Below are 12,670 nucleotides of genomic sequence, written 5' to 3' on the forward strand. Positions count from 1 at the left end.
GAGTGGCATGGATTTCAAGAATTTGGTCAACAAGGGCAAGTCCACGCTGAGCAAGAACACCAAACTCATCGACCAGGGCGCCAGCGCGGTCAACAAGGCCACCAAGGGCAAGTACTCGAACCAGATCCGAAAGGGTGCAGATGCTGCCCGGAAGTTCGCGCAGGACGGGAACAACCCCGGCCACCAGAACCCCGGTCATCAGCCTCCTCGGTAAGGCGATCCCGGCAGCAGCGATTGTGCTGCTGTCGGTGAGCGCGTGCGCCGGCGGCGAGGACAACGGTCGAACGGCCGCGTCCTCGCCGCTGTCGTCTGTCCAGTCCTCGTCTGTTCCGGCCCCGGATTCGGATCGTCCACCGGCTCCGGCGCCCGGCGAGCGCGGCGACATCGTCGAGCAGATGCCTTTCCAGGCGAGTTCCTCCCTGAGTGATGGGGCCGAGGTGACGCGTGTCATCTATCGCTCGACCGCCGGATACCAGGGCGGGTTCGGCACGGAGGTGTCCGGCGTGATCGCCGTCCCGAACGGTGAGCCGCCCGCGGGTGGCTGGCCGATCGTCGCCTTCGGTCACGGAACAACAGGTACCGACGAGAGTTGCGGTCCGTCGGACTACCCAGACCTTCTCGGCGAAGACGGTGCCATCACGCGACTGGTCGGGCGCGGATACGTGGTGGCGGCCAGTGACTACCAGGGGCTGGGTACCTGGGTGAAGGACGCGCCTGGCCACCCGTACCTCGAACCGAAGACAATCGCCTACAACATGATCGACGCTGTGCGTGCCGCTCGAAACCTCGTTCCGGACACCTCGGACCGGTGGGCGGCAATGGGTGCTTCACAGGGTGGCCAGGCCGCGTGGGCGTCCGCCGATCACGCCGATGACTATGGCCAGGGTCTCGAGTTCGTCGGAGCGGCCGCATTGGCCCCTGCTGCCGACCTCTCGCCGATCACCGACGCCGGAACCCAGATGGCCTACACCGACGCTCAGAAGATCTTCATCCCCAACCTCATCGAGGGATTGAGGGAGGTGTACCCAGATTTCGACGCGGACGACTACATACGCGGAGGGCTGGCCGACAACGCCGAAGTCTTCACATCCTGCGGTCCCACAGCCATGGTGGACCGATTCAGCGCGGCGATGAGCGTGGCCCCTGGAGACGCGGCCGTCGCCGATCAGGAGGCAGTGGAACGTATCCGCACGATCCTGAAGCAAGACGCGTTGCCTGCGGGCCGGGCAGCCGGACCGCTCTTCGTCGCATTCGGCGACCAGGACTCGATCATCTTGCCCGCATGGACCGCGGCAGCAGTGCAGCGTGCATGTGCAGGCGGTGACGTCATCGAGGTGGTTCGCAAGCCCGACGGCGGGCACACCAATCTCGGTGTGACAGGCCCAGCGGTCAACTGGATCGGCGACCGCTTCGCTGGTGAACCCGCCCCGGACACCTGCCCGGCATGACACCGATGGCTATGGTCCACCGGTTGCCGGTGTCGGAGCGCTAACGTCGCACCTATGGCAAAGGTCAAAGATTCGATCGACGTGAACCAGTCCCCGGATGACGCGTGGGCGCATGTGCTCGATCTGTCGCGGTATGGCGAGTGGCTCACTCTGCACGATGGCTGGCGTAGCGAGTTGCCCAGCCCCGACGAGATCCAGAAGGGCACGAAGGTGTCTTCGGTCATCGCGGCCAAGAATGCCAAGCTTCGTTTCGACTGGGTGGTGGATGAGTTCGATCCGGCCCGCCGGGTGGACCTGAAGGGCGACGGCAAGGGTGGCGTCACGGTCACCCTGACGCTGACGGTGGAGCCCGCCAAGAGTGGGTCAAAGGTAGGACTCGAGGTGAACCTGACCGGATCGCCGATGATGTCGTTGATCATTCGCAGTACCGCGAAGATCCTCAAAGGTGAGATCAACCAATCACTCAAGAACTTTCGCGATCTTTACTCCTGACCGTAGAGCCGTTCGCCAGACCTGAGGGCGAGCCGGGTCTGGCGTCTGCCCGCCACCATCTGGGGTGTTGGTTCCTGATTCGCTGTGGATAGAATCCGGCGAACCTCGAAACAACAGGGTGGGTGACGCATGGGTCGACATGGGGTCGATAGCAGGGCCGATGACGACTTCGGATTCAGCGAGGGTCGAGACGGCGGTCGGGGTGGCGGTGGGGGCGGCGGCGCTCGCTGGGCGCTTCTTGCGCTGGTTGTCGTCGCGGTGTTGGTGGCCGGGCTGATTCTCTGGCGGACGGTCTGGGCATCGTCCGGCAGCGACTGCGATTCACGAGAAGCGGTGTCGGTGATCGCCGATCCGTCGATGGCTGCGACCCTCAAGCCCCTGGCGGCCAAGGCGTCGGCTGACTCGTGTTACGACTTCAATGTGGCTGCGGTCAGCGGTGCCAACGTCGCCGGCCAGCTCACCAAGGGTGATCAGGCGCCCGACCTGTGGATCGCCGATTCGCAGGCTCGGGCCCGCAAGGTCACCGACCAGGCCCGCGTGCAGCGCGACGTGATCGCCGAATCCGTTGCGGCCAGCCCGGTGGTGGTGGCAGGTAAAGATGTTCCGGCGCTGACCAATTGGGTCGACGTCATGAAGCTGCCCGGCCTGCGCCTTGGCAACCCCATCGACTCCAGCACCGGCGACGCGCCGATCGTCGGGGCGCTTGCGGCCGAACAGGCCGGCGCCATCGACCGCAAGCAGTTCACCGACGGAATGACCCTGCTGGCTCTGCAGCAGGGCAATGCCCGCATCGGGGGCGACTCCGATGTCGACCGGCTCCAGGTGGCTGCAGGCAGCGAGTCGCCGACAGTGGTCAGCGAGCAGCACTTCATCGAGTTCCAGAACACCAGCGGCAACAGTGGTCTGCGAGCCGCGATCCCCGCCGACGGGACCATGATCCTCGACTATCCGATGCTCAACACCGCGTCGGCAGCTCGGAAAGAGATCGTGGCCGCAGCGGGTGAACAACTGGCCGAACACATCACGTCCGAGGACGGCGCGAAAGCGCTGACCACCGCCGGATTCCGAACGGCCATCGACGCGCCGTCGCCGGAAGGGGGCGTGGGTGCGGTAAAGGTGCTGGCGCTCAAAGACCCTGCGCAGGAAGAGAAAGCGCTCAGGCAGTGGGCAGTTCTCGGGGTGCCGATCCGCACGCTGGTGGTGGAAGACGCGTCCGGTTCGATGCGTGAACCGGCGGGCACGTCAACCCGGGCCGAGATGCTCGTGGAGGCCAGCCAGAACGGCCTGAAGATCTTCCCCAACAATTCGGCGCTGGGTGCGTGGCTGTTCTCCATCGACATGGGTGGACCGGATCAGGACTGGCTGCCGATCGCTCCCATCGAGCGCCTCGACACCGTTGATGCCGATGGCCAGACCCATCGCAAATATCTGGAGTCGCAGATCGTCACGCTTCCGGGTCGGGTGGGCGGCGCCACCGGGCTCTACGACACGACGCTGGCGGCGTTCAAGGAGGTCCAGGACAGTTATGATCCCAACTATTCGAACAGCGTCATCCTCCTGACCGACGGCCAGAACGAGGACGACAACTCGATCAGCCTCCAGGGTTTGCTGGCCGAACTGAAACGGCTCGAGGATCCGGCCAGACCGGTGCTCATCCTCACCATCGGCATCACCGAGGACGCCGACGCCGAATCACTCAAGCAGATCGCGGACGCCACCGGCGGAAGCAGCTACGTTGCAGAGACGCCCGCCGACATCTCGAACGTGTTCATCGACGCGGTCGCGGCGCGGATCGCCGCAGCTGGACGGTAAAATATTCAGTTCTACAACGAGTCCGCTTAAAGCCGGCTGAGATCTGAGAGTCTGCTGTCAAAGGCCCCTGAAACGGACCACGGTCGACCCTGAAGCGGCAGTATGGAGCCATGACCTCGACATCGACTTCATTCCACAACAGCCGAATCGTCAACGCGGGCAAGGTCGCTGCAGTCATTGCAGCCGCGGGAGCGGCCATCGCCGCCTGTGGCGACGACGGAAGCAGCACCGCAGCAAGCTCCACGACCGCGGCGGCCAACAGCACCGCTGCCGACACCAGCGCAGTACAGAACGAAGCAGCCACCTCGGCCTACAAGAACGGCGAATACACCGCCGTCGGCTCTTACCAATCACCCGGCGGCGAACAGCAACTCGGCGTCACCGTCACCCTGTCCAACTCGGTGATCACCGCGCTGTCGGTGGACACCAGTCAGACCAAGGGCACCTCGGCCGACTTCCAGGGCAAGTTCAAGAGCGGCATCGACGCGCTGGTTGTCGGCAAGAGCATCGACGAACTCGACGTCAGCAAGGTGTCCGGATCCTCCCTGACGTCGGGGGGCTTCAACGACGCCATCGACCAGATCAAGACCGACGCCGCGGCCTGATCGACACCCGCCTTGTCGTGACCGATTCGAATGAGTGGGTGTTCACCGCACTGGGCACGGCCTGGGACATCACCCTCTCGCAGGCCGTGCCCGAAGTGTTGCAGGCTTCGGTCCTCGGTGAACTCGACCGCATCGACCGCACCTGGTCTCGGTTCCGGCCCGACTCGATGGTCGCCTCGATTGCCCGCGCGCCCGGCACCTACCCGGTCGAGCCGTCTGACCAGCCATTGCTCGACCTGCACCGCACGCTGTACGAACTGACCGGCGCGATGGTGACGCCCATGGTGGGACAAACCCTGGCAGACGCCGGATACGACGCCGAGTACACCTTGCAGCCGGGCGAGACGATTGCGACCGTCCCGGCCTGGGACGACGTGCTGGGCGGGTGGCAGGGCCAGCTGGAGGTACGGTCTCCGTGCCTGCTGGATGTCGGGGCCACCGGCAAAGGACTCGCGGTGGACCGCGTCAGCGCACTGGTGAAAGCGGCGGGCTTCGATGAGTACCTGGTCAACGGGAGCGGTGACATCAGGGCCGGTGCCGCACCTCATCGCATCGCGCTGGAACACCCCACCGACCCGACCAAGGCCATCGGCACGGTGGTCATCGAGAACAACGCGATCTGTGGCTCGGCGGGAAACCGCCGCGCGTGGGCCGATTGGCACCACATCGTCGATCCCGTCACGTCCGCGCCGACCCGCGAGGTGCTGGCGACCTGGGTGATCGCCGACGACACCATGATCGCCGACGGACTGTCCACGGCGCTGTTCTTCACTCCCGCACAGAAGCTGTTGAGCCACTTCTCGTTCGACTACGTTGTGGTGCGCGCCAACGGCACGGTCGAACATTCGCACGCCAGAGAACTGGAGCTTTTCCTATGAAGATCGTCCGCGCCGTGGACCGATTGTCGATGTACCGGTTCGTGTTGATCGCGTTGGCGATCCTGGCGGCCTACGCAATCATCGTCGCCGCGTCCGGCGCCGACTTCGCCTACACGGCAACCGAACTGCTTGGATCACTGGCCATTCTCGTGGTCGTCTGTGCCGCCGTGACATACCTCTGCGCCGCCATCGTGCGGGTGCCGCCGGGTAGCGAGTCGTGGTTGATCACCGCCCTGATCCTGTTCTTCATCTTTCCCGGGCTCACCGACACCGACAGTGCATGGGGACTCGTTCTCGCGGCCGCGATCGCCAGTGCCTCCAAATACGTTGTCGCCGTGCGTCGTCGACATATCGTGAACCCGGCAGTGGCCGGTGCGGTGGTGAGCTACCTGTTCGCGTACTTCTCGGTCGGGCCGTTCCTGTACCCGGTCTGGTGGATCGCAGCCGAACCGTTGATGGTCGCAATGATCGTCGTCGGTGCCGCGGTGGTGTGGAAGCTGCGCGAGTGGTGGCTCGTCGGGGTGTTCCTGGCAGTGGCCGTCTTGACGATGATCGTGGTCGCGGCCGACAACGGCACGCCCGTGGGCGACGCGCTGCAGCTCGGATTCCAGTCCACGCCACTGCTCTTCGTGGCGGCCATCATGCTGACCGAACCCTTGACGTCGCCGACCAGTCGAATCCCCACACTCGTCTATGCCGCTCTTGTCGCCGTGTTGATGTACTGGAATCAGTCCTTCGAGATCACGTCCGAGTACACATTGGAGTTCGTACCGGAGATAGCGCTGCTGGCCGGCAGCCTGTTCACGTTTGTCGTCGGGCGGCAGTGGCGACGGCACATACTCGAGGTCGAGTCCGTGCAGCCGATCGGCACCGACACATACGAGGTGCTGGCCTCACCAGGGTTGCGGTTCCGGCCCGGGCAATGGGCCCAGATCTCTGATCCCACATGGAGTCCGGCACCCGAAAAGCAGGGCACGCGTAGGGTTCTGTCCCTGGCAGGCGCGCCGGGGGAGGGCACCACCCGCTTCGGATTCACCGTCAGCGGCCGTCCCTCGGAGTTCAAGCGGCGTCTCATCGAAGACGGTGCGGGGCGCCGACTGTACGTCGACGAGGTCGGCGGCGACTTCACGCTGCCACGAAACCTGCGCTCTCCCATGGTGTTCATCGCCGGCGGTATCGGTATCACGCCGTTCCGGTCGATGCTCGCGGACCTGACGGCGCGCGGCGACACCGACCTCACCAAGGTCTCGCTGATCTACGCCGCGAACTCCGAGGACCGCCTCGTGTACGGCGATGTGCTGGATGCGGCGCGCGCTCGTGGAGCCCAGGTGATCACCGTGGTCGGGGGACTGGTGAGTGTTGATGACGTCGCTACGGTCGCGCGCCCCGGCGCACACTATTACCTCTCTGGCCCGCCGATGATGCTCTCTGCGCTCAAGCCCATGCTGATTCGCGCAGAACCCGCCTTGCGCTGGCAGCCATGGCGTCTGCACACCGACCGGTTCATCGGGTATTGAGTTCTCGGGGGTGGTTTGGCACTTCCTCCGGTTGTGGTGAGTTCCTCCGGTTGCAGTCGGAGGGTGTGGCTGGAGTCGGAGGTTGTGGTGGTTGGGTTGGGGTGGGGAGGTGTGTCGGCACTTCCTCCGACTTTGGTGAGTTCCTCCGGTTGCAGTCGGAGGATGTGGCTGAAGTCGGAGATTGTGGACCTGTGCACACACTCGAAACTATCCACAGAAGGCCCTTTTTCGGCGGTACCTGGTCGGCGGGGGCAACGACGATGGGTAGATGCAGTCATCGGAGTTCGGGCTCATCCGGCGAAAGACAGTGGTCGAAGGCGGGTTGGGCAGCGACTCACAGCTGAGAGCGGCACGGCGGGCCGGAATCATCCAGCCGGTTGTCCGCGGCGTTTCGGCACCTGCCGACGGCGTGGCCCTTTCACCGGATGACGAGTACCGCCGGCGGGTGATCGCCGTTGCCGGGCGTTCACGCGTTCGCGTCGTGAGCCATCAGTCGGCAGCGGTGTGCCATCGGATGCAGCTCTTTCGACCGGACCAGCGATGTGTCCACTTCATTGCGCAGACCAAGGGCAAGCGGGAGGGCGACGTTCACGTCCACCATGCCCTTCTGGCCGCCACCGACATCGTGCTCATCGACGGTATTCGAGTGACGAGCCGAGCAGTGACGGCGTGTGATGTGGCGCGGGCGGGAACGTTTGAACAGGCCGTTGCCGCGCTGGACGATGCCCTGAGGTGGGGCGTATCGCTGGCCGAACTACACGCCATCGCGGCGCGAACCCCACACGCCGCAGGTATCGGGATGTTGCGTCGCGCATTGCTGACGGCTGACGGGGACGCGGAATCCGTTGGTGAATCGGTCAGTCGAGCCTTGATGGCGGGTTGGAAAGACATCCCCGTGCCGACGTTGCAGTCGGAGTTCTTCGATGCAGACGGACTGATCGGCCGGACGGATTTTGACTGGGACGGGAAGGTCGTCGGCGAGTTCGATGGGCGGATCAAGTACCTCGGCACTCTCGCGGAAGGCGAGCGGCCCGAGGACGCGGTGTACCGCGAGAAGTTGCGCGAGGATCGGCTTCGGGCCATGGGAATCGTGGTGGTCCGGTGGTCGTGGGATGACCTCCTCAATCCAGGTCGCCTGCACGCGAAACTGCGATCCGCGCTGATCCGCGGTGGCGTAATCCCCGGTTGAGGACCCACATCCTCCGACTGTGGTGAGTTCCTCCGGTTGCAACCGGAGGGTGTGGCTGATGTCGGAGGGTTTGCGGGGTGGGGGCAAGATCCTCCGACTTTGGCTCTCTGGTTCGGGTTCGTTTGCCGCGGTTGGTTGGGCGGGGCTCGCTTCCTCCGGTTGCGGTGAGTTCCTCCGGTTGCAACCGGAGGATGTGGCTGGAGTCGGAGGGTTTGCGGGGATGGGGCCTCATTCTCCGACTTTGGCTTGCGGGCGCGGGTCGTTTGTCGCCGTTGGTCGGCGCGGCTCAGATCCTCCGACTGCGGTGAGTTCCTCCGGTTGCAACCGGAGGATGTGGTTGGAGTCGGAGGGTTTGCACGCACGGGACCCACATACTCCGACTCCAGCCGACAGAACCGGCCTACCCCCGAGACACCAACGCTCGCAAGAAAAACGCCACGTTCGCCGGGCGTTCGGCCAGGCGGCGCATGAAATAGCCGTACCACTGCGAACCGAAGGGAACGTAGACACGGACTCGACGTCCGATGCCGACGAGTCGGAGTTGTTCGGCGCTCCGGATCCCGTAGAGCATCTGGTGTTCCCAGTCGTCGGTGGCGCGTCCGGCGTCGGCGGCCATGGCCGCGGCGGCGGCGATCATGGCCGGATCGTGACTGGCCACCATCGGGTATCCCTGCCCGTTCATCAGCACCCGCAAGCAGCGTTCATAGGCCGCATCGACATCGGGTTTGCGTTGAAACGCCACCTCGCCCGGTTCGGCGTAGGCGCCCTTGCAGAGCCGGATCCGCGAGCCGGGGGCCGAGAACTCGTGGCAATCGTCCTCGGTCCGGTGCAGGTACGACTGGAGAACCGTTCCCAGTGCCGGGAAATCGGCACGTAATTCACGGACAATCCGCAGAGTCGAGTCTGTGGTGGTGTGGTCCTCGGCGTCGACGGTCACCCACACTCCCGCGTCCTCTGCTGCGGTCGCGATCCGGTGCGCGTTCTCCAGAGCGATCTTCTCGCCGTGCCGAGGCAAGGCGCGGCCGAGCGCCGACAGCTTGAGGGACACCTCCACCGGATGCGAACCGGCGACCGACTCGGTGTGGTCGCCCAACATCCCGATCAACCTCAGGTACGCCTGGACAGTCGCGTCGGCTTGGGCTTCGTCGGTGGTGTCCTCACCGAGGTGGTCGATAGAGATCATCCGACCAGAGTTCAACAGCCCGACCCCGGCCTCCATCACCTCACGATGGGACTTGCCGGCAACAAAGCGCGACACCACGTTCCGGGTCACCGGGACTCGTTCAGCGGTTCGCTTGATCCGGTCGCTGGAGGCGGCAGCCATGATGATGGTGCGTGCTGCACCCGCGGTCACGCCGGTCATGTCACTCACCGCGCCCGGCATCGTCGCGTTCCATGTGTGGGTACCCCGCCGACGTCGCCGGGACGAAGGTCTCCTTGATGGTGCGTGTCGACGTCCAGCGCATCAGGTTCTGCTTCGACCCAGCCTTGTCGTTGGTGCCCGAGGCGCGCCCTCCACCGAACGGCTGTTGCCCGACCACGGCGCCGGTGGGTTTGTCGTTGACGTAGAAGTTGCCTGCTGCGTTGCGCAACCCGGTCATCGCGGCTTCGACGGCAGTCCGGTCATCGGCGATCACTGCCCCGGTGAGTGCGTAGCTTGCTGATGAATTGATCTCCTGTACAACAGAATCGAACTCGCCGTCGTCATAGACGTGCACCGCGAGGATGGGAGCGAAGTACTCCTTGTGGAAAGCCTCGTCGGCGGGGTCGTCACTGAGCAGTACCGTTGGGCGTACGAAGTATCCCTCTGCGTCGTTGTAGTCACCGCCCGCCGCGATCGTCAATGACGGAACCGACTTCGCCCGTTCGATTGCGTTGACCGCCTTGTCGAAAGCGCGTCTGTCGATGACTGCGCCGCCGAAGTTGGCGAGGTCGCGGACATCGCCGTATGAGAGGGCATTGGCTTCTTGCAAGAAATCGTCGCCCATCTTGTCCCACACCGACCTCGGGATGTACGCGCGCGAGGCTGCCGAGCACTTCTGGCCCTGATATTCGAACGCGCCGCGGATCAACGCTGTGCGCAGAACGTCGGGGTCGGCCGAATCATGCGCCACGACAAAGTCTTTGCCTCCCGTCTCGCCGACGAGTCGGGGGTAGGCGCGATAGCGTTGGATATTGCTTCCGACTTCCCGCCACAGATTCTGGAATGTGGCGGTCGAGCCTGTGAAGTGGATGCCTGCGAGGTTCTCGTCGGCCAACGCGACGTCTGACACGGCGATGCCGTCGCCGGTGACCATGTTGATGACGCCCGGGGGAAGGCCTGCGGCTTCGAGTAGCTGCATGGTCATATACGCGGCGTAGGTCTGCGTCGGTGACGGCTTCCAGACCACCGTGTTGCCCATGAGCATCGGTGCGGTCGGTAGATTCGCGGCGATCGCGGTGAAGTTGAACGGGGTGATGGCGTAGACAAAGCCCTCGAGTGGGCGATGATCGAGCCGGTTCCACACCCCAGGGCTGGAGACGGGTTGCTCGGCAAGGATCTCGCGAGCGAACCCGACATTGAACCGCCAGAAGTCGACGAGCTCGCACGGCGCATCTATCTCGGCCTGCTGCACGCTCTTCGACTGGCCCAGCATCGTTGCGGCGGCGATCTTCTCGCGCCAAGGTCCCGACAGGAGGTCCGCAGCCCGGAGCAAAATGGTTGCGCGTTCGTCGAAAGATGTTGCCGCCCAGTCCGGTGCGGCGGCGAGCGCAGCGTCGACCGCTCTGCGCGCATCGTGTGTGGTCGCGTTTGTCAGTGTGCCCAGCACCTCGTGGTGCGCGTGTGGCTGGACCACCGCGATGGCGGCGCCCGAACCGCTGGCATGTGTGCCGCCGATGACGTGGGGGAGTTCGATCGGGTCGGCGGCGCTCATCTCGGCCAGGGTGGCCACGATCCGGGAGCGTTCCGGAGATCCGGGGGCATAGGTGTGCACGGGTTCGTTGTGGGCAGGTGGGGGTGCGGTGATGGCGTCCATGTCCTCAATCTCAGCTGCACCAGCGGTCCAGCGATATGGCTGATCGGACTAAGATGAAGCGAGTTCTTGGGCCGATCGAACAAGGGGTGCCGATGGCAGATGCCGATGGTCGCGGGGCCGTGACACTCGGGCGGTTGCTTCTGGCACTCGACGGAACGCTCGTCACGCTGGTGGAGGCGCCCGAAGGACTCGACTGCCCGGTGACCGCAGCCTCCCTGCTCGACGCGGATGACCTGCACCTCGGGGTGGGACGCGGGGCCAGAGCGGCCGAGTTGGCCCTGCTCGTCGGTGTCGCGCCGGCACAGGTGATGGCGTGGTTGGCGAGTCTCGGCAGCCATGCTCCGGCGGCCATCCTGCTCAAAGCGCCGGACGGGGACGTCACCCGGCGCGCGGTGTCCGCTGGTATCGCTGTGGTCGCGGTGGATCCGCATGCGCGGTGGGAACGGATCTACAACTTGATCGGGCGGGTCCTCGACCACGCTCGTGCCGAGTCCCCGGAATCGATGGCGAGCGGCACGGCGGGCGACCTGTTCGCTCTTGCACAGGCGGTCGCAGATCGGACCGGCGGACTCGTCAGCATCGAGGATGCGGGCTCACATGTGTTGGCGTACAGCTCATCTGATGAACAAGCCGATGCCCTTCGCCGGTTGTCGATCCTCGGACGGGAGGGCCCACCGGAGATGCTCGACTGGCTTCGGCAGTGGGGCGTGTTCACTGCTCTGAGAGCGGGGCCGGACGTGGTGTCGGTGGCGGCCCGCGACGACCTCGGGCTGCGACCGAGAATTGCCGTGGGCATCAGAACCCCAAGAGGCAGTGAGTATCTCGGCACCTTGTGGCTCCAGCAGGGAAAGGCCGAACTGTCGCCGGATTCCGGCGATGTGATCGCCGGCGCCGCAGCGGTCGCCGCTCGAATCATCTCGCGCTCTGCGGCGGTCCCGTCCGTGCATGCCGAACAGGTGCAGCGCCTGCTGGGCTTTCGCGGTGACACCGTCGACATCCCTTATCTCGCCGACGCCCTGAACATTCCGCGCTCAGGTCCCGCTACCGTCGTCGGTTTGGCACGTCGGTTTCCCGCACAGTTGGCGACGGATTCCGTTGCTGCCTATTTGCCGGCAGTCACGCTGCACGCCAGCGCTTTTCGTCCCGAATCGGTGACCGCCGCGGTCGGTGAGAGGGTGTACGTCATCTTGCCGGACACGGACGGCGGAGCATCGACGGTGCGCTGGGTGCAGAGCACGGTGGCAGCTGCTGACCGCCGGTTCGCCACGCAGATCCGGGGAGTCATTGCCGATTCGCCCGCTGGTCTGGCGGCGGTGCCGGGCCTGCGGACCGAGATCGACCGGGTTTTTGACGCGGCATCGCGGGAAGGCGCGTTGATCGACGTGGTGACCACCGTTGCGGAGTCGCGCACCGGCGTCTTGCTCGGCGAGATCGTCGGACTGCTCGCCGACAACCCGGATCTCGTCGACCCGAGAGTGGGCCGACTGAGGGACTATGACCGCACCCACGGCTCCGACCTGGTGGCCAGCGTTCGCGCCTACCTGGATGCGTTCGGCGATGTGCGCACAGCTGCCGCCGCCATGCACGTGCATCCGAACACGCTGCGATACCGGGTTCGGCGAGCCCAAGAGCTCACCGGACTCGACCTCGGCGACCAGGCGTCGCGGCTGGTGGTGTCGCTGGCCCTGCGGGTCTGACACCTCGAACGTCGG

At 65.0% G+C, this 12,670-nt stretch carries 11 protein-coding genes; 9 read left to right on the forward strand and 2 right to left on the reverse strand.

The genetic code is table 11. The features are described 5' to 3' along the window. Nucleotides 1-7: 7 nt before the first annotated feature. The 8 genes from WIMU1_RS21855 (at nucleotide 8) to WIMU1_RS21890 (ending at nucleotide 7,941) form a co-directional block, all read left to right on the forward strand. Nucleotides 8-214 carry an antitoxin gene (locus WIMU1_RS21855; RefSeq protein ID WP_023962599.1) on the forward strand — a complete coding sequence of 69 codons (207 nt, stop codon included), beginning with the start codon at nucleotides 8-10 and terminating at the stop codon, nucleotides 212-214. Further along, nucleotides 141-1,448, forward strand: a complete 1,308-nt coding sequence (locus WIMU1_RS21860) for a lipase family protein (protein WP_084248479.1) — start codon at nucleotides 141-143, stop codon at nucleotides 1,446-1,448. The genes WIMU1_RS21855 and WIMU1_RS21860 overlap by 74 nt, the downstream gene beginning before the upstream one ends. 54 nt (nucleotides 1,449-1,502) lie before the next feature. Then, entirely contained in the window at nucleotides 1,503-1,940 is a 438-nt protein-coding gene (locus tag WIMU1_RS21865; RefSeq protein ID WP_062800371.1) for a type II toxin-antitoxin system Rv0910 family toxin, read from the forward strand. A gap of 129 nt (nucleotides 1,941-2,069) precedes the next feature. Then, the gene (locus tag WIMU1_RS21870; RefSeq protein ID WP_062800372.1) at nucleotides 2,070-3,752 is read left to right on the forward strand and encodes a substrate-binding domain-containing protein; all 1,683 of its coding nucleotides are present in this window, start codon (nucleotides 2,070-2,072) and stop codon (nucleotides 3,750-3,752) included. A gap of 110 nt (nucleotides 3,753-3,862) precedes the next feature. Beyond that, nucleotides 3,863-4,357: an FMN-binding protein gene (locus tag WIMU1_RS21875; protein ID WP_023962608.1), complete on the forward strand. Its 495-nt coding sequence runs from the start codon at nucleotides 3,863-3,865 to the stop codon at nucleotides 4,355-4,357. Nucleotides 4,358-4,374: 17 nt separating this feature from the next. Next, nucleotides 4,375-5,235 (forward strand): FAD:protein FMN transferase, encoded by an 861-nt coding sequence (locus WIMU1_RS21880; RefSeq protein ID WP_245969090.1) that lies wholly within the window; start codon nucleotides 4,375-4,377, stop codon nucleotides 5,233-5,235. Continuing rightward, a complete protein-coding gene (locus WIMU1_RS21885; protein ID WP_062800374.1) occupies nucleotides 5,232-6,752 on the forward strand; it encodes a hypothetical protein in 1,521 nt (506 codons plus the stop codon). Before WIMU1_RS21880 ends, WIMU1_RS21885 begins: the two co-directional genes overlap by 4 nt. Before the next feature lie 268 nt (nucleotides 6,753-7,020). Next, nucleotides 7,021-7,941 carry a type IV toxin-antitoxin system AbiEi family antitoxin domain-containing protein gene (locus WIMU1_RS21890; protein WP_062800376.1) on the forward strand — a complete coding sequence of 307 codons (921 nt, stop codon included), beginning with the start codon at nucleotides 7,021-7,023 and terminating at the stop codon, nucleotides 7,939-7,941. Between the two features lie 400 nt (nucleotides 7,942-8,341). On the opposite strand, the gene WIMU1_RS21895 is transcribed toward WIMU1_RS21890, so the two are convergent. Continuing rightward, entirely contained in the window at nucleotides 8,342-9,304 is a 963-nt protein-coding gene (locus WIMU1_RS21895) for a proline dehydrogenase family protein (RefSeq protein ID WP_084248498.1), read from the reverse strand. 1 nt (nucleotide 9,305) lies between these two features. Further along, nucleotides 9,306-10,958, reverse strand: a complete 1,653-nt coding sequence (gene pruA, locus WIMU1_RS21900) for an L-glutamate gamma-semialdehyde dehydrogenase (RefSeq protein ID WP_062800379.1) — start codon at nucleotides 10,956-10,958, stop codon at nucleotides 9,306-9,308. A gap of 92 nt (nucleotides 10,959-11,050) precedes the next feature. On the opposite strand from pruA, the gene WIMU1_RS21905 reads away from it, so the two are divergent. Beyond that, nucleotides 11,051-12,655, forward strand: coding sequence for a PucR family transcriptional regulator (locus WIMU1_RS21905; RefSeq protein ID WP_062800626.1), 1,605 nt, complete (start codon nucleotides 11,051-11,053; stop codon nucleotides 12,653-12,655). Nucleotides 12,656-12,670 lie beyond the last annotated feature (15 nt).

It is taken from the genome of Williamsia muralis NBRC 105860 (genome assembly GCF_001598915.1).
GTDB classification, from domain to species: Bacteria; Actinomycetota; Actinomycetes; order Mycobacteriales; family Mycobacteriaceae; genus Williamsia; species Williamsia muralis.